This is a genomic window from Streptomyces sp. Root1304 (assembly GCF_001426405.1).
Classification (GTDB): domain Bacteria; phylum Actinomycetota; class Actinomycetes; order Streptomycetales; family Streptomycetaceae; genus Streptomyces.
The window spans coordinates 449,702-466,437 of record NZ_LMEP01000023.1 but is presented as its reverse complement, the minus strand read 5'-3'; the positions used below and the strand labels follow the sequence as shown (position 1 = coordinate 466,437).

14 protein-coding genes are annotated in these 16,736 nt (G+C 72.2%); 5 read left to right on the top strand and 9 right to left on the bottom strand.

Annotated features, from left to right (window positions below):
- Positions 1-80 precede the first annotated feature (80 nt).
- The 8 genes from ASD33_RS24240 to ASD33_RS24205 form a co-directional block, all read right to left on the bottom strand.
- Complete coding sequence (locus tag ASD33_RS24240) at positions 81-1,538, bottom strand: polysaccharide lyase 6 family protein (protein ID WP_056564331.1); 1,458 nt, start codon at positions 1,536-1,538, stop codon at positions 81-83.
- A 50-nt stretch (positions 1,539-1,588) separates the two neighbouring features.
- The gene (locus ASD33_RS24235) at positions 1,589-2,953 is read right to left on the bottom strand and encodes an alpha-L-fucosidase (RefSeq protein WP_079044976.1); all 1,365 of its coding nucleotides are present in this window, start codon (positions 2,951-2,953) and stop codon (positions 1,589-1,591) included.
- A 44-nt stretch (positions 2,954-2,997) separates the two neighbouring features.
- On the bottom strand, positions 2,998-4,266 hold the full coding sequence (locus tag ASD33_RS24230) for an enolase C-terminal domain-like protein (protein ID WP_079044975.1): 1,269 nt from the start codon (positions 4,264-4,266) through the stop codon (positions 2,998-3,000).
- Entirely contained in the window at positions 4,263-5,237 is a 975-nt protein-coding gene (locus ASD33_RS24225; RefSeq protein ID WP_242427221.1) for a 5-dehydro-4-deoxyglucarate dehydratase, read from the bottom strand. The genes ASD33_RS24230 and ASD33_RS24225 overlap by 4 nt, the downstream gene beginning before the upstream one ends.
- 47 nt (positions 5,238-5,284) lie before the next feature.
- Positions 5,285-6,151, bottom strand: coding sequence for a carbohydrate ABC transporter permease (locus ASD33_RS24220; RefSeq protein ID WP_056564321.1), 867 nt, complete (start codon positions 6,149-6,151; stop codon positions 5,285-5,287).
- A complete protein-coding gene (locus ASD33_RS24215) occupies positions 6,148-7,149 on the bottom strand; it encodes a sugar ABC transporter permease (RefSeq protein ID WP_056564318.1) in 1,002 nt (333 codons plus the stop codon). Before ASD33_RS24215 ends, ASD33_RS24220 begins: the two co-directional genes overlap by 4 nt.
- Positions 7,146-8,471: a sugar ABC transporter substrate-binding protein gene (locus tag ASD33_RS24210; RefSeq protein ID WP_056564314.1), complete on the bottom strand. Its 1,326-nt coding sequence runs from the start codon at positions 8,469-8,471 to the stop codon at positions 7,146-7,148. Before ASD33_RS24210 ends, ASD33_RS24215 begins: the two co-directional genes overlap by 4 nt.
- A gap of 375 nt (positions 8,472-8,846) precedes the next feature.
- Positions 8,847-9,857: a hydroxyacid dehydrogenase gene (locus ASD33_RS24205; protein ID WP_056564311.1), complete on the bottom strand. Its 1,011-nt coding sequence runs from the start codon at positions 9,855-9,857 to the stop codon at positions 8,847-8,849.
- Between the two features lie 258 nt (positions 9,858-10,115).
- On the opposite strand from ASD33_RS24205, the gene ASD33_RS24200 reads away from it, so the two are divergent.
- Positions 10,116-11,024, top strand: coding sequence for a fumarylacetoacetate hydrolase family protein (locus tag ASD33_RS24200; protein WP_056564308.1), 909 nt, complete (start codon positions 10,116-10,118; stop codon positions 11,022-11,024).
- Positions 11,025-11,036: 12 nt separating this feature from the next.
- The gene (locus ASD33_RS24195) at positions 11,037-11,669 is read left to right on the top strand and encodes an SGNH/GDSL hydrolase family protein (RefSeq protein ID WP_056564305.1); all 633 of its coding nucleotides are present in this window, start codon (positions 11,037-11,039) and stop codon (positions 11,667-11,669) included.
- A 227-nt stretch (positions 11,670-11,896) separates the two neighbouring features.
- On the opposite strand, the gene ASD33_RS24190 is transcribed toward ASD33_RS24195, so the two are convergent.
- Positions 11,897-13,957, bottom strand: a complete 2,061-nt coding sequence (locus ASD33_RS24190) for a DUF11 domain-containing protein (protein WP_056564302.1) — start codon at positions 13,955-13,957, stop codon at positions 11,897-11,899.
- A 362-nt stretch (positions 13,958-14,319) separates the two neighbouring features.
- Here ASD33_RS24190 and thpR point away from each other — a divergent pair, with 362 nt between their 5' ends.
- The 3 genes from thpR to bla all read left to right on the top strand — a co-directional run bounded on the left by thpR (position 14,320) and on the right by bla (position 16,593).
- On the top strand, positions 14,320-14,937 hold the full coding sequence (thpR, locus tag ASD33_RS24185; RefSeq protein ID WP_056564299.1) for an RNA 2',3'-cyclic phosphodiesterase: 618 nt from the start codon (positions 14,320-14,322) through the stop codon (positions 14,935-14,937).
- A gap of 106 nt (positions 14,938-15,043) precedes the next feature.
- Positions 15,044-15,598 (top strand): hypothetical protein, encoded by a 555-nt coding sequence (locus ASD33_RS24180; protein ID WP_056564298.1) that lies wholly within the window; start codon positions 15,044-15,046, stop codon positions 15,596-15,598.
- Between the two features lie 62 nt (positions 15,599-15,660).
- Positions 15,661-16,593: a class A beta-lactamase gene (gene bla, locus ASD33_RS24175; RefSeq protein ID WP_056564296.1), complete on the top strand. Its 933-nt coding sequence runs from the start codon at positions 15,661-15,663 to the stop codon at positions 16,591-16,593.
- The last annotated feature ends 143 nt before the right edge of the window (positions 16,594-16,736 follow it).

The following is a 16,736-nucleotide window of genomic DNA, read 5'->3' as shown; positions in this document are numbered from 1 at the left end:
GGACGGTCGGACGGGGTGAACAGGGGGGAAGGGTGGCCGGTACGCGCGCGCGTACCGGCCGTCCTGCGGCGCGGGACCGGTCAGGGTGCGTGCGGTCCCACGTCGGCCGGTGTCAGCGGCCGGTTCCTCGGCGGCGCGTTCGTGTACTCGTCGGCGCCGACGTCACGACGGCCGCCGCGCGGGTCGCCGTCGATGTCGTGGGTGACGGGCGCCGGGTACAGGGTGGCCGCCCCGATGGCCCGGCTCGTACGGGAGAGGCGGTGGACGCCGTCGGGACCCGCGACGAGCCGGGGGTCGGCGCGCACGAAGCCTCCGGCGGGGATGTTCCCGTCGCCCGCGGCCCCGAACAGGATGTTGCCCTGCCAGGTGAAGCGGACCGTGTTCGCCATCTCGACGAGGTTCCCGCTCCCGCCGACGAGGAGGTTGTCCGCGACGGTGACGTCACGAGGTTCGTGCGGGCGGTGGCTCTCGCCGGAGAGGCCGCCCGCGTTGTCGAGGAGCGTGTTGTGGGCGATGAGGATCCGGTCGGGCGCGTCGTTGCCCCGGCGGTCCGAGGCCGATTCGCCGGGGACGTGGTCGCGTTCCGAACCGCTGCCGATCACCATGGCGCGCCCGGAGAGGCCGGCGAGGTAGTTGTTGACGATGACGTGGTCGTTGCCGTAGATCCGCAGTCCCTCCTCGCCGCCCATCAGGTAGTTGCTGTCGACGAGGGTGCCGTTGCCGTGGCGCAGGACGATCCCGCCGAGGCTGTCGCGGATGGTGTTGTGCCGGATGACGTTGTCGGAGCTCTTCACGGAGATCGCCTCGGGATCGCCGTTCGCCCGCTCGAACAGGTTGTACTCGACGACCGCGTGCGCGCTGGAGAGGGCGCGGGGGCTGACGCCGAGGCGGATCGGTTCGCCGCCGTTGGAGCCGGCGAAGGTGTGGTCGGAGAAGTGGTTGCGGTGGATGTGGACGCGCTGGGCCATGGCCTCGGCGCCGTCGCCCTCGATGCCCAGGTAGATGCCGAGCGTGCTCTTGCCGTGGAAGTGGTTGCGGTCGACGACGGTGTCGTCGGCGCGCACCATGACCCAGTGCAGGCCCTCGATGTCGGCGAGCTGGAGGTCGTTGCGGGTCAGCCGGATGTGCGCACAGCTCGGCGGGAGGTCCAGGGTGGTGCTCTGGCGGAAGGAGAAACCGCTGAGGGTGATGTGGCTGGAGTTCTCGAGGACGAAGCTCCGCTCCCCGCGGAGCACGACGCCGCCCCGGGACGCGGCGAAGATCGTGACCGGCGCGCCGCGGGAGCCGTGCCTGTCCCGGACGGTGAGGGGCCGGTCGGCGGGGACGGTGTAGTCGCCGTCCGCGACGACGATGCGGGTTCCCGGTCCGGCGGCGTCGATCGCCTTCTGGAGCGCGTCGAGGGAGCGGACCTCGACGGCACGGCCCCGGTGGCGGGCGGGCGTGGCCGACGTGGTGTCCGCGTGCGCGGTGCCGGCGAGGGGCAGGGCGGCCGCGGCCGCCCCCACCGCGGTGCCGGTGAGGAACGTGCGTCGTTGCATGGTGCCTCCGTGATCGGTCGGAAGGGGCTACGGGTCCGTCGCGAGGAGCTCTACGAGGGGTCCGTGAGGAAGAGTTCGATGACCGGAACTGGGGTGTCGGGCCGCCGTACCGGGAGCTGGAGGGTGAGGGTGCCGGCCGGCTGCCCGCCCATCTGGGTATTCATCGCGGGGCGGTCCGGGGCCGGCGGGAGCCGCACGATCTCGGAGGCGTCGTTGAGGAGCTGGGCGTGGCGCACCCGGCCTTCGAGTCCGGGCAGGTGCAGGTGGCGCAGCGGCCAGGCGAAGAGGTGGACGTAGAGGCGGTCGCCGCGCTGGGTGTACCGGCAGTCGGCGGGCGGGGTGAACGCGGAGGGGCCGCAGCCGCGTACGGACCGTTCGTGCAGGTCCGTCCAGCGCCCGATCTCCTCCAGGGCTGCGGTGTCGCGGGGGTCGAGGTCGCCCCGGCCGGTGGGGCCGACGTTCAGGAGGAGGTTGCCGCCCTTGGAGACGCCGTCGACGAGCATCCGGACGAGCAGGTCGGGGCTCTTGTGGTCGAGGTTGTCGCGGTCGTAGCCCCAGCTCCCGTTGAGCGTCTGGCAGGCCTCCCAGAGCACCGGCCGGCCGTCGGCGGTCATCGGCCCGGACGGCTGGTACTGCTCGGGGGTGACGAAGTCCCCGGGGAGACCGGCGCGGTCGTTGACGAGGATGTGCGGCTGGAGTTCGCGGACCAGGGCGAGGAGCCGGGCGGAGTCCCAGTCGTCGGGGCCCTTGCCGCCCCACCACTCGGGGCGGCCCGCGTAGGAGAAGTCGAAGAAGAGGTAGTCGATCCGCCCGTAGTCGGTGAGGAGTTCGCGGACCTGGCCGTGCAGGTAGCGCTGGTAGTCGCGGATGTCGCGGTCGGCCGCCGCGGCCTTGAACTCCTCGTCGTCGCGCTGCGGGTGCGTGCCGTCGACGGGGAAGGAGGGGTGGTGCCAGTCGATCAGCGAGTGGTAGAAGCCGACCTTCAGGCCTTCGGCCCGGCACGCGTCGACGAACGGTCCGACGAGGTCGCGGCCGTGCGGGGTCCTCGTCACCTTGTATTCGGTGAGGGTGCTGTCCCAGAGGCAGAAGCCGTCGTGGTGCTTCGTGGTCAGCACGACGTACCGCATTCCGGCGGCCTTGGCCGTCCTGGCCCATCGGACGGGGTCGTAGCGGTCGGGCTCGAAGTGGTCGAAGTACACCTGGTACTGCTCGTCCGTCAGCCTCTCCCGGTTCTTCACCCACTCGTGGCGGGCGGCGAGGGAGTACAGGCCCCAGTGGACGAACATGCCGAAGCGGTCGTGGGTGAACCAGGTCGTGTCCGGCGCCGCGCCCCCGGCGGGCGCGGGCGCGAGTGGGGCTGCGCCTTCGGCTGTCGAGGGCGCGGTCGACGCGTCTTCGGCGCTGGTGGTGGTCATCGGGCATCGTTCCTGTGCGGTCGGAGGCGGGCGGGACGCGGGAGTCAGCGGGGTTCGTGGACGTCCTCGCGGAGCCGTACGGAGGGGGCCACGCGCGCGAGGTAGCCGGTGTCGTCCCGGCGGGTCAGCCCGCAGGCCAGGTACTGCTCGTGCAGCCGGGCGAGCGCCTCGCGGTCGAGTTCCACGCCGAGGCCGGGGGTCCGGGGGACGGTGACGGCGCCGTCGACGAACTGCCAGGGCACGGTGACGACGTCGTCCTCGGGCCGCTTCCAGGGCCAGTGGGTGTCGAGGTCGTGGCCGATGGCGGGGGTGGCGGCGGCCAGGTGGACCATCGCGGCCAGGCTGATGCCCAGGTGGGAGTTGGAGTGCATGGACATCTCGATGCCGAAGTTCCGGCAGCAGGTGGCCAGGTGCTGCGAGGCCTTGAGGCCGCCCCAGAAGTGGTGGTCGCCGAGCAGGACGCCGATCGCGTGGACCGGGACGGCCCGGGTCAGCTGCTCCCAGGTGACCACGCACATGTTGGTGGCGAGCGGCATCGGGGCGACGCGGGCGAGGTCGGCCATCGCGGGAATGCCCGCGACCGGGTCCTCCAGGTACTCCAGTACGCCCGCGAGTTCCTCGGCGACCCCGGCGGCGGTCTCCGGGTCCCAGCTCGCGTTGGGGTCGAGGCGCAGCGGATGGTCGGGAAACGCCTCGCGGAGCGCCCGGATCGCGGCGACCTCCTCCTCCGGGGGGAGGACGCCGCCCTTGAGCTTGAAGGAGCGGAAGCCGAACCGGTCCGCCATGGCGCGGGCCTGGGCCACCAGTCCCGGGGCGTCCAGGGCCGGCCCCCACCCGTCGGGTGCCTGCCCGGGGTGCGCGGCCCACTTCGCGAACAGGTAGCCGCAGAAGTCGATCCGGTCGCGGGTGGCTCCGCCGAGGAGGTCGGATACGGGCCGGCCCAGGTGCTTGCCCTGGAGGTCGTGGCAGGCGACCTCGAACGGTGAGGTGACGCTCGCGACGGTCTTGTCGGCGCCGCCTCCGCCGATGAGGCCGTGCGCGTCCTGGGCGACCCGGCCGCCGACGACCGCGCCGACCCGCCGGGACAGTTCGTTGAGGTCGAAGGGGTCGAGGCCGGTCAGTTCGTCGGCCGCGGCGCGGAGAAGGTCGAGGTGGGCGGCGTCGCCGTAGCTCTCGCCGAGCCCGTACGCGCCGGTGTCGGTCCGTACTTCGATCACGGCGCGGAGCGCGTACGGCTCGTGGACGCCGACGGCGTTGAGGAGCGGCGGGTCGACGAAGGCGACGGGGGTGACGACGACGGTGGTGATCTTCACGAGGCCACCGCCACGGATCCGGCGGAGGTGGCGGAGGCGGAGCCCGCGGGGCCGACCGTCCCGGCCGCCGCACGGCGTCCTTCGGCGAGCAGCTCGCGGAGCCGTTCGACGTCGTCCGGGGCGGCGTCCACCAGGGGCGCTCTGACGTGTCCGACATCCAGCGAGCGCAGTCGCGCTCCGGCCTTGACGAGGGCGACGGCGTAGCCCGGGACCTTGTCGCGGAGTTCGGTCAGCGGCAGGTAGAAGCGGGCGAGGAGGCGTTCGGTCGTGGCGGTGTCGCCTGCCGTCAGGGCCGTGTGGAAGGCGCGGGCGATGTCGGGGGCGAAGCAGAGGACGGCCGAGGAGTAGTCGCGGATGCCGATGGCCCGGCAGGCCGCGGCGCTCACCTCCGCGGTGGGGAGGCCGTTGAGGAAGGCGAACGACTCGGCCCGGGGGTGGCCGCTGGTGCGGACCGCGGTGACCATGCGGGCCATCATGTCCAGGTCGCCGTTGCCGTCCTTGATCCCGGCGATCCCGGGGACGGAGAGGAGCCGCAGGGCCGTGGACACGCCGAACCGGGCCAGGCCCCGGCGGTAGACGACGACGGGCAGCCCGCCGGCGCGGGCGACGGACTCGGCGTAGGCGAGGTAGCCGTCCTCGGTGCCGCCGACGAGGTACGGCGGGAGCAGCAGGATCCCCTCGGCGCCGGCGTCCGCGGCGGCGGAGGCCGCGGCCTTCGCGTTGCCGAGGCCGCCCCCGGCTCCGGCGTACACGGGTACCCGCCCGGCGACGACCTCGACGGCGTGCCGGACGACGCGGGTGTACTCGGGTCCGCTGAGCGAGGAGTACTCCCCCGTGCCGCAGGCGACGAAGACCGCGGCCGGTCCGTGGGCGAGCTGGTCCTCCAGGTGGTCGGCGAACACGGTCGTGTCCACCTCGTCGGCCGGGGTGAACGGCGTGAGCGGGAACGACATCAGGCCGGACGGCATCACGGCGGGTGGTCCTTTCGTGGGTGCGGCGGTACGGGAGGAGGCGTGGGTCAGCCCTTGAGGGCGCCGCTGGACAGACCGTGGACGAAGGAGCGCTGGAAGAAGAGGAAGACGATCACCGAGGGCAGCAGGGCGAGCAGGGACGCCGCCATGACCACGCCGGGGGTGACGAGGGGGTCGACCCGGAGGGTGCGCAGGGCCAGCGGGAGCGTGTACGAGGACGAGTCGGTGGCCACCAGGAGGGGCAGCAGGTACTGGTCCCAGATCATGGTGAAGCCGAAGACGCCGATGACGCCGAGCGCGGGCTTGCACATCGGGAGGATGATCTGCGCGAAGATCCGCAGGTCTCCGGCGCCGTCGATGCGTGCCGCCTCCTCCAGTTCCCGGGGCACCTCCTTCATGAACTCGGTCATGACGAGGATGGAGAACGCCCAGGCGCCGACGGGGACGATCATGCCGGCCAGGGTGCCGATCAGATTGAAGTGGACGACCGGCAGGTCGGCGAGGATCACGGACAGCGGGATGGCCAGGATCTCTTCCGGCAGCATCAGCGTGGCCAGGATCGCGACGAAGACCAGACTCATCCCGCGGAACCGCTTCCGGGCGAGGGCGTAGCCCGCCAGGACGGAGACGGCCACCTGGAGGAGGAGTCCGAACCCGACGACGAAGAACGAGTTGAGCAGGTACTTCAGGACTCCCTGGTCGAACGCGACCGTGAAGTTGTCCGTGGTGGGGTCGGAGGGGATGACGCTGAGCTGGGTCGGGTCCTTCACGTGGTTGAAGGCGCTGACCAGGAGGGCCAGGAGCGGGCCCGCGAAGAGCAGCAGGACCATGAGGTAGGTGACGGCCTTGAGGACGCGGCCGCCGACGCTCCGGCTCTCGGTGAGACCCAGCGCGGTCTCGGTCGGCGCGCTCATTCGTTACCCCTCCGTCGGAACAGGTGGACGCCGACCGTCAGGAGCAGCGTCGCGAGGAACAGCAGCACCGCTCCGGCGGCGCCGACGCCGAGCCGGTTCTGTTCGAGGCCCAGCTTGTAGATGACGGTCATGACGACCTCGGTCGAGCCGTCGGGTCCGCCGTTGGTGAGCAGGAAGACCTCGGTGAAGACGCGCAGGCCGCGGATGGCCGCCAGGATGAAGAGGATGGTGAGGACGGCCCGCAGGCCGGGGACCGTCACGTGGCGGATGCGCTGGAACCTCGACGCGCCGTCGACCTTGGCCGCCTCGTAGAGACCGCGGTCGACGCCGGCCAGTCCCGCGAGGAAGATCATCATGTCGTAGGGCGCGCCGCGCCAGATGCCGGTGACCATGATGGAAACCATCGAGCTGTCGGGGTCGTTGATGAATCCCGACGGGCCGAACCCCACCAGGCCGAGGAGGGAGTTGAGCATGCCGTCCTCGGTGGGGTGGTACATGATCCGCCAGAGTTCGGCGACGACCGCGATCGGCACGACGACCGGCAGGAAGGCCGCCGAGCGCACGAAGCCGAGCTTGCGGCCCTGTCCCTCCATGAGCAGGGCGAGGGTGAGGCCGAGCAGCATCGACCCGAGGGTCTGGCCGACCGCGAGGACGACGGTGTGCCAGGCGGCCTCGCGGAAACCGTCGGAGGTCAGGACGGTGGCGTAGTTCTCGCCGCCGACCCACCGGTTGCCCAGGTAGGGCTGGACGTCCTGGAACGACATGGCCAGCGCGCTGGCCATGGGGATGAACTTGAAGTACAGGAAGAGGATCAGGGCCGGGGCCAGGAAGAGCCACGGCGTCCACCACCGGCCGCCGCGGCGGCTGCGCACCCGGCGGGAGACGGGCCGCCCGCCGGGGGCCGCGGTCGCGGACCCCGACTCCGGCCGTCCGTCCGCCGGGGTGGTGGAGCCGGCCGCCGTCGTGGCGGCCGACTTCACCTGGTCGACGCTCGTCATCCGGCGATTCCCTGCTCCTGGAGGATGTCGGCGAGCTTCTTGTCGAGCTCGCGCAGCTTGGCGCCGGCGTCGAGGGAGCAGTCGGCCATCAGCGCGTTGACGGTCTCGGCGGTGACCTGTCGTACCGGGGTCCAGTTGGGGATGGACGGGGCGTAGCGCCCGGAGGTGCGGTAGACCTCGGCGTAGGTCTTCCAGCGCGGGTCGGGACGGACCTCGGTGACGTCCACCGTCTTGTTCACGGGGAGCTGGACGGTGGAGCCGTCCTCGCCCTGCATGCCGAGCTTCTGGCCCTCGGCGGAGATGGCGTATCCGGCGAAGGCGTCCTGTCCGGCCATGTTCTCCGAGCCGGCCATCAGGTAGACGGAGCCGCCCTCCGCGAGCACGGTGGCGTCCTTGGGTCCCTTGGGCATGGGGACGACCTCGTACTTGTCCTTGCCGAGCGACTTGTCGAAGCGGGGCATCAGGTACGGGCCGACGACGAACATGCCGGTCCTGCCCGCCTCGAAGGTCTCGTTCGTCGGCGGGGTGTCCATGGTGACGGCGCCGGGCTGGATCGCCTTGCTGTCGCAGCCGAGGGCGCGGAACCAGCTCACCGCCTCCATGGACTCCTTGCTGGTCATGGACGGCTTGTACTTCCCCTTGCCGCTCTCGGTGATGAAGTCACCGCCGGCGGCCCAGAGGAAGTTGGAGAAGTACCAGGAGGCGTAGCCGCGCTTGGTGGAGAGCGGGGCGGCGAGTCCGTAGGTGTCCTGCTTGCCGTTGCCGTCGGGGTCCCGGGTGGTGAAGGCCTTCGCCATCGCGGCGAGGTCGTCCCAGCTCTGCGGGGCCCCGAGCTTCAGCTTCTCGCGCCAGTCCTTGCGGATGAGGAGGGCTCCGGCCTGGGCGGAGTACGGGATGCCGTACTGCTTCCCGTCGACGCTCTTGCCGGAGTCGAGGCCCTGCTCGACGAGGTCCCCGCTGCTCTTGATCCTGGTCAGGTCGATCTCCCTGAGCAGCCCCTGGCTGTGCATGGAGCCGAGCTGGGTGACGTCGTTCATGACGATGTCGGGCAGGTTCCGCTGGGCGGCCCGCTGCTGGAGCTTTGTCTCGAAGTCGTCGAAGATCGCCGTGACCTTCACCTTGTGGCCGGTGGCCTTCTCGAATCCGGCCACGAGCCGCAGCGTGGCCTTCTCACCGGGACCGCCGGGGGTGGTCCTGGTCCACAGTTCCAGTTCCGCCTTGGAGTCCTGCTTGGCGTCCGTGCCGGCGGGGCCGGACGTACAGCTCGTGAGGGCCAACGCCGAGGCGAGAATACCCGCGCCGATCCATCGCGTTCTCTGCATCACCACTCCTGTTCGCCGCCCTCGGCAGCTGGCCTGTAAGCGCTTGCCGGGACGCTAACGCGCGGCCGATCGGGGGTCAATAGTCCGATGACTGAAAAGAGTTGAGGGTGCGGAATTCGTATCGCCCCGAAGGTCCGGAGGGGGACCTTCGGGGCGCCAATCACCCACTTGAGCAGTCATGGAGCGGGATCGAGGGTGAGGGCACCCCGCGACGGGGGCGGGACGACGGCAGGGCTACCGCCACTGAAGCGTGGATCAAAGATCCGATGTATGCCCGGGGCAGGAAGTCCCGGGCCTCGACATTCAAGCCAGCAGGGGATGAGAGCCCAGGTCGGGGCGTCTCCGCGTCCGTCACGCGGCCCTGCGCTCCGCCTCCTACGCCCTCGTCGCGGCCCGGGCCGGTTCCACGGCATGCCGCAGCGGTTCGCCGTTCACCAGTCGGCGCAGTTCGTCACGGACCAGCTCACCGAGTCGGGCACGCTCCCCGCCCATGGCGCCGGCGAGATGCGGCGTGAGGACGACGTTCGGCAGGGTGAAGAGCGCCGAGCCCAGGTCGGGCGGCTCGGGCCAGGTCACGTCGAGCACGGCGGTGAGGTCGGGGCGGTCCCAGAGGACCCCGATCACCTCCGGCTCGTTCAGGACGGCGCCGCGGGCCGTGTTGACGAGGGTGGCGCCCTCGGGGAGGAGGGACATCAGCCGCTTGCCGACGAGGCCTTCGGTCTCGGGGAGCAGCGGGGCGTGCACGCTCACGACGTCGCACGACGAGAACAGCTCCTCGACTCCGGTGAGCCGGACGCCCAGCGCGCCGGCGGCGGCCGGGTCGATCACGGGGTCGCAGGCCAGCACCTCGACGTCGAAGCGCCGCAGATGCTCCGCGACCAGCCGGCCGATCTCCCCCAGACCGAGGAGCCCCACCCGGGAGCCGTATCCGCCGGCGACCCGGGGATCGTGCGGGAACTTCCCGCGGGCCACCACCTCGCGGCCCAGCCGGTGGACCTGTTTCAGGCCCAGCAGGATCTGGGCCAGGCTGAACTCGGCGACCGGGACCGCGTTGGCCGCGGCCGCGGTGACGATGGGGACGCCCCGGGCCCAGAACTCCGGTGTGGTCAGATGGCGCACCGAGCCGGCGGCGACCATCACGGCCCTCAACCGTGGTGCACGGGAGAGGAGTTCCGCGTCGAGGACCGGCGCGCCCCAGCCGGTGAGCAGCACGTCGACCTCCTCCAGTACGCCGGGATCGCGGCGGAGGGCGTCACGGGTGAGGGCGGGGGTGCGGAGGTTCACCAGGTTCCCGATGTCCTCCAGGACCGACGCCGGGTAGACATCGGCCCTGCGCCCTTCTTCCATGACCAGTAGGGCGTTGAGCATCCTCGTCGTGTCTGCCATCGGCTCGGCCTCCTGGGGCGTGGCGGTCTGGACGCCGGCCGGCCGCTCCCCGGGGCGGAAGCGCCGCGAGGCGCGGCGACGCGGTACGGAAGCGGGTGCCGGGAGCGGCCGTCGGCGCGCCACACGATACATCGGATGATACCTCGGGGCGATGGGTGGCCCGCTCCCCCGCCATCAACTTCCTCTGGACAAAACGCCAGTTGGTTGGTTGCATTCCCGGGTCGATACATCCGATGTATAACGTGAAGGGTGGCTGGCATGCGCGTGCTGAGAGTCGGAGAGGCGGGGGCCGAGCGCCCCGCGGTCCTGAGCGGGTCCGGTGAACTCCTCGACGCGTCCGGCGTCCTCGACGACATCGACCACCGCTCCCTCGCCGACGGCGCCCTCGACCGCCTCGCCCGCGCGGTGGCCGCCGGGGAACTGCCCGTACTGGCCCCCGGGAAGCTGCCCGGCCCCGCGGCCGGGGAACTGTCGGCTCCGGGTGCCGGGGCCGACGGCATACGGATCGGGGCGCCGGTCGCGCGTCCGGGGAAGGTGGTGTGCATCGGCCTCAACTACCGGGACCACGCGGCGGAGACGGGCGCCGCGATCCCGGCCGAGCCGGTCGTGTTCATGAAGGACCCCTGGACGGTCTCGGGGCCGTACGACGACGTGCTGATCCCCCGCGGCAGCGTCAAGACCGACTACGAGGTCGAGCTCGCGGTGGTGATCGGCAGGACCGCGCGCTACCTCGAGACCGACGAGGAGGCCCTCGCCTGCGTCGCCGGGTACGCCGTCTCCCACGACGTCTCCGAGCGCGCCTTCCAGTTGGAGCGCGGCGGCCAGTGGGACAAGGGCAAGAGCTGCGAGACCTTCAACCCGCTCGGTCCGTGGCTCGTCACCCCCGACGAGGTTCCCGACCCGGGGAAGCTCGCCCTCGGGCTGTCGGTGAACGGGGTCGAGCGCCAGAACGGCACGACGGCCGACATGGTGTTCCCCGTCGCCGGGATCATCCGCTATCTGAGCCGGTTCATGGTGCTGTACCCCGGTGACGTCATCAACACCGGGACCCCGGCCGGGGTCGCCCTCGGGCGTCCCGAGCCGCGCCCGTACCTGCGTGACGGGGATTCCGTCGAGTGCGGGATCGACGGGCTCGGTACCATGCGGCACACCTTCCGACAGGCCTGAGAGGACACCGCCGTGCAGTTCACCCCGTCCGACCGGCTGCTGTTCGCCGGCGACTCCGTCACGGACACCGGGCGCGACCGCGAGGACCCCTCGTCCCTCGGCGACGGCTACGTACGGCTGGTCTCCGAGGCGCTTCACCCCTCCGTGACGGTCCTCAACCGAGGGGTCAACGGGAACCGCGTCCGGGACCTGGAGGCGCGTTGGGCCACCGACGTCCTCGCCCTCGATCCGACGGTGGTCACCGTGCTGATCGGCATCAACGACACCTGGCGCCGCTACGACCAGGGCCTTCCCAGCCCGGTCCCGGAGTTCGAGGCCGCCCTCGGTCGCGTCCTGGCCCTCGCCGAGGAGAAGTGCGCCGCCCGGCTCCTCGTGATGACGCCGTTCCTGCTCCCCGCCACCCCCGAGCAGGAGGCCTGGTTCGAGGACCTCGGTCCGCGCACCGACGCCGTCCTGCGGGCCGCCGCCTCCCGCGGGGCGACGGTGGTACGCACGGACCTGGCGCTGCGGCGGGCCGCAGAGGAGCACGGGGCGGCGGCCCTCGCCCCGGACGGCGTCCACCCGAGCCCGCTCGGCCACCGCGTGGTCGCGGAGGCATGGCTGACGGCGGCGGGTGCGGGGACCGGAGTGGGCTCGGGGGTCTGACGGGGCGCGGCTCGGACGTCGAGCCCGACCTCCCTCACCTCGCGACGACTTCTCTCCGAGGGTCAGCCCCCGCGCTCCGCGCTCTCCTTGCTCTGTTTGAGCCAGGCGTCCCAGTCGGCCGGCGGGTAGGTCACCTCAGGGGCGGCGAGCACCGTGTGGTCCACCACGCCCGCATCTCGACCGGGAGGTCCGAGCGTGACCGCCCCGAAGGGACGGTCACGGGGACGTCACGGGCAGCTGACGCGGATGTCGCCCGGGTCGGTGGTGCAGGTGTCCGTGCCCATGCCTCCGTTGGCGGTGTCATTGCCCGCGACGCCGTCGGTGGTGGTGAGCCGGTCGTTGCCGTAGGAGCCGGTCAGGAGGTCGTTCCCCGGACCGCCGTTGAGGGTGTCGTCACCGAAGCCGCCGTCCGTGTCGTCGTTCCCGTAACCGCCGTGGACGGTGTCGTTGCCGTAGCCCGCACGGACGGTGTCGTTGCCCCCGAGGCCACAGATCACGTCGTTGCCGAAGGTGCCGTTCAGGGTGTCCGGGCCGCTGGTGCCGATGAGCGTGCAGCCGCGTGCGTTGTTCACGGAAGTCGTCGCGGTGGCGGTGTTGTTCGAGGTCGTCGGGTCCTGCGGCGAGCCGGCGGCGGTGGCCCTGTCGGTGAGGGTTCCGACGGCCCGGGGCTCGGCCGTCACCGTGACCGTCGCGCTCGCGCCGACGGCCAGCGAGCCGAGGGAACAGGTGGCCGCCGTGGTGGTGGTCGTGCAACCGCCCTGCGAGGCGACGGCCGAGACGAGGGTCGCGCCGGTGCCCGAGAGCGTGTCCGTCAGGGTGACGCCGGTCGCGGGGGCCGTGGACGCGGCGGAGTTGGTGACCGTCACCGTGTAGGTGGCGCGGTCACCGATGCTCACCGCGGTCGTACCGGTCTTCGTCACCACCAGGTCCGCGAGCGGCGGGGGCGTGCCGTCGCCGCCCTGGTAGCGGGCCACGGCGAAGGCGAAGCCGGCCCCGTAACCCGCCGCGACGACCTTGCCGTCGGGCTGTACGAGCACGCCGCGGGCCTCGTCGAAGTCTCCGAAACCGGTCACGACGAAGCCGTCGCCGCCGAAGCCGGTGTCCACCGTGCCGTTGGGGTTGAGGCGGGCCAGGCCGAAGTCGTTCGCTTCGGAGCTGTTCGGGTCGTCCGCGCGTCCGGCGAGGACGATCTTGCCGTTCTGCTGGAGCGCCAGGGCGTACGCGGTGCCGCCGTCGCCGGGGGCGTTGACAGAGGTGCGGCCACCGGATCCGAAGCCGGCGTCGGGGGTGCCGTCGGCGTTGTAGCGGAGGGCGGCGAAGCCCGCGCCACCGGAACCCGCGGCGACGATCCTGCCGTCCGGCTGTACGGCCACGGCATTGCCGAACTCGGTGCCGCCGAAGTCCGCGGTGACCATGCCGTCGCCGCCGAACGTGGTGTCGAGGGTGCCGTCGGGGTTGTAGCGGGCGACGCCGATGTCGAAGGCCGTGTTGCCCACGTAGCCGACCGAGACGATCTTTCCGTCCGGCTGGAGGGCCGCGCCGCGCGCGATGCCGCCCGCGTCCTGGGGAGAGCCCGGGGTGAAGCCCGCGACGACCGCCCCGTCTCCGCCGAGGCTCGGGTCGAGGCTTCCGTCGGCGGTGAGGCGGACGAGCGCGAAGCCTCCACCGCCGCCCTTGCCCACGGCGACGATCCTGCCGTCGGGCTGCACGGCCACGTCGGCGCCGTCGGCGGAGCCGCCGAACTCCTCGACACGGACCAGGCCGCCGTCACCGAAGGCCGCGTCCGGGCTGCCGTCGGGGTTGTAGCGGGCCACGGAGAAGAAACAGCAGCCGCCGCCCTCCTCCGCCAGGACCTCGGTGGTGCCCGCCACGACGATCTTGCCGTCCGACGGCTGGACCGCGACCGCGTTGGCCGAGTGCGCGCCGCCGCCGAAATCGCTGGTCACGATGCCGTCGCCGCCGAAGGTGGGGTCGAGGGCGCCGTTGGTGCCGTAGCGCGCGAGCGCGAACCCGGCCTCGCTCGTCCCCACCACGACCAGTTTGCCGTCGGACTGCCGGGCGATGTCGTGGCCTTCCGCGTACCCGGTGATCGGGGTCGTCACCCGGCCGTCCGGGCCGAAGGTCGGATCGAGGTCACCGGGGGCGGCGAGTGCGGCACCGGGGAGGGCGACGACCAGTGCCGCGGCGAGCGCGACGGCCGCCCATGCGGTCCGGAGGGTACGGACCTTGCGGGCGGGGTGGCCGGGGCGGTGGCGCCGGTCCGCCGGTCTCAGCAGTACGTGGGGCATGCGTACGAACCTCCGATTGCGTGGGGGTACGGGGTGGCAGCGCACAGCTTCGTGGTGACGGGTGCGCCGCTCGTGTCGGCCGTGCCGGACTACGCCCACCGGACCCCGGGAACCACCCCCGCGAGGGAGCGTGCGGGGCGCGTTCCGACAGGCCGCTCGTCATACGGTCGGAGGCGGGGTGGCCGAAACAGTGCGACGGCCTACGGGTCCGCGCCGCGATGGCCCACCGGGCCGAGGCCGGGGCCGGTGTCCCGGGCGGCTGACCGGCCGGGACACCGCGTACCCTCACATCGGAACGGCCAGGGGCCCGCCTGGCGGCGACACGGCACGGGGTACGGGGTACGGGGTACGGGGAACGGATGATGACTCAGGTACACGGGCGGGCGACGGAGTCCGGCGGGGACGGCCGGGACCGGGCCGCCACCGTCCGCGTGTTCGTCGCCCTCGCCCCGCCCGACGAGGCCAAGGACGAACTGGCGCGGGAGCTGGGGCCGGCGTACGAGGCGTACCCCCGCATGCGGTGGAACCGGATCGAGGACTGGCACATCACGCTGGCGTTCCTCGGCGAGCTGCCGGCGGCGACCGTTCCGGCGCTCCGGGCGCCGCTCGCGGAGCTCGCGGCCTCGCACCGGCCGGTCGAGCTGGCGCTGCGGGGCGGCGGGCACTTCGACGAGCGGGTCCTGTGGAGCGGGATCGACGGGGACCTGGACGGGCTGCACCGGCTGGCCGCGGACGTCCGCGCGGTGGTCAGGGAGTGCGGTGTCCCCTTCGAGGACCGGCCGCTGCGGCCCCACCTGACCCTGGCGCGGGCGCGGCGCGACGATCCGTCCAGGGTGGTGACGGTCGCCGCCGACCTCGCCGGGTTCAGGGGCCGCGGCTGGCGGGCCGAGCGACTGCATCTGGTCGGCAGCGACTTCGGGCGCGGTCCGGGACCGATCCGGTACCGCGACATCGAGGCGTGGAGATTCGAAGGGCCCTGAAGCCCTCGGGTGGCGTCGATGAGGGGCGTCGACCGGACGTCGGTGGGGCCCGGCGGCCGGGAGCCTCCGGGAACGAGGGAACGACGGAACGGGAGGGTGAGTAATCGTGGCGGTACGCACACCGGTGGACGGCGAGGTGAGCATCTCGTACGGACAGATCTACGTCGTGAGCGGCAGCGGGGACATGCCGGACGACCTGGGCGTGGCCTTCGCCGGACAGACGTCCGGGCTCTGCGGGGCGGCCGTGCCCGGATTCCTCTGGCTGCTCACCGGGAGCAGCGACGGTCGCGTCGGCTTCACCGTCGAGGTGCACGATCACGCGCCGGCCCTGGACTCCCGGTGGGAGGAGGTCGTGGAGGTCTCCTACCGCCCGGTCTCGGCGCACACGGAACTCGTACAGTGGGCCTGGGAGGCCCGGTGGGGGCTGGACCTGGAGGAGACCGGATACCGGGTGCGCTACTGCGCCCTGGGCATGGACCCGCAGCACCCGGTCCCGGACCGCGAAGGGGCGGCGCGGGAGGAGAGGTACCTGCTTCAGCTGTGGCCCGCGCCGCCGGAGCCGGACCGCATCGTGCGGCAGTCGTCGCGACGGGCCGCGTACTGGCACGGGTTCGCCCGTGCGCTGCCCGCTCCGCCGTCGGCCGACGAGCCGGTCCGGTGAAACCGGGTGGGGGGTCCTTCGCGTGGTTGCCTGTGCAGTGATCGCTCTGGAAGGGAAACAGCTTGTCCACCTCGTCCAGCACAGGTTTCGGCTCGTCCCGTCGTACGGCTCTCGCTCTCGGAGCCGGTGCGGCCTTGTCCCTGGCTCTGCCCCTCGGCGGCTCCGCCTACGCCTCCGCCCCGGGAGGTGACGGCATCGGCGCCCGGCTGCGGGAGCTCGAACAACGGCACTCCGCGCGCCTCGGGGTGTACGCGCACGACGTCCGCACGGGCCGCACGATCGCGTACCGGGCCGGGGAGCGGTTCCCGATGTGCTCGGTCTTCAAGACGCTCGCCGTCGCGGCGGTGCTGCGCGACCTCGACCACGACGGTACGTTCCTGGCGCGGCGCATCCGGTACACGGCGGCCGAAGTCCGGCGGGCGGGCTGGTCCCCGGTGACCGGGGAGCCCGAGAACCTCGCCTGCGGGATGACGGTCTCCGAGCTCTGCGACGCCACGCTCAGGTTCAGCGACAACACCGCCGCCAACCTCCTGCTGCGCGAGCTGGGCGGTCCGACGGCCGTCACACGGTTCGCGCGCTCGGTCGGCGACCCCACGACCCGCCTCGACCGCTGGGAGCCCGAGCTGAACTCGGCCGAGCCGTGGCGGGAGACCGACACGACCACCCCTCGGGCCATCGGCCGGACCTACGGACGCCTCCTGCTCGGCGGCGCCCTCGCACCCCGGGACCGGGAACGCCTCACCGGCTGGATGCTCGGCAACACGACGAGCGTCGAGCGCTTCCGCAAGGGGCTCCCCGCCGACTGGGCGCTCGCCGACAAGACCGGCGGCGGGCGGTACGGCTCCAACAACGACGCCGGCGTCACCTGGCCGCCGGACGGCGGGCCGATCGTGCTGGCTGTGCTGACCACCCGGGACGCGGAGGACGCGGCTCCCGTCGACGCGCTCGTCGCCGAGACGGCCTCGGTGCTGGCCGCGGAGCTGCGGTCCCGGTAGCCCGGAAAGAGCGCGCGAATAAATGGGTTGAGCGTCGCTCCGGGCTTTCCTAGGCTGTGGTCACACGCTGAAAGGAGGTGATCCGAGAACATGGTTTCTTTTCGGATTCGTGAGGTGACTGCGGGCTAACGGCCTGCCGTCGC

Coding starts and splice junctions, on each gene's coding strand:
- ASD33_RS24240 (WP_056564331.1), bottom strand. CDS start 1,538: ATGCAACGACGCACGTTCCTCACCGGCACCGCGGTGGGGGCGGCCGCG.
- ASD33_RS24235 (WP_079044976.1), bottom strand. CDS start 2,953: ATGACCACCACCAGCGCCGAAGACGCGTCGACCGCGCCCTCGACAGCC.
- ASD33_RS24220 (WP_056564321.1), bottom strand. CDS start 6,151: ATGAGCGCGCCGACCGAGACCGCGCTGGGTCTCACCGAGAGCCGGAGC.
- ASD33_RS24215 (WP_056564318.1), bottom strand. CDS start 7,149: ATGACGAGCGTCGACCAGGTGAAGTCGGCCGCCACGACGGCGGCCGGC.
- ASD33_RS24210 (WP_056564314.1), bottom strand. CDS start 8,471: ATGCAGAGAACGCGATGGATCGGCGCGGGTATTCTCGCCTCGGCGTTG.
- ASD33_RS24205 (WP_056564311.1), bottom strand. CDS start 9,857: ATGGCAGACACGACGAGGATGCTCAACGCCCTACTGGTCATGGAAGAA.
- ASD33_RS24200 (WP_056564308.1), top strand. CDS start 10,116: ATGCGCGTGCTGAGAGTCGGAGAGGCGGGGGCCGAGCGCCCCGCGGTC.
- ASD33_RS24190 (WP_056564302.1), bottom strand. CDS start 13,957: ATGCCCCACGTACTGCTGAGACCGGCGGACCGGCGCCACCGCCCCGGC.
- thpR (WP_056564299.1), top strand. CDS start 14,320: ATGACTCAGGTACACGGGCGGGCGACGGAGTCCGGCGGGGACGGCCGG.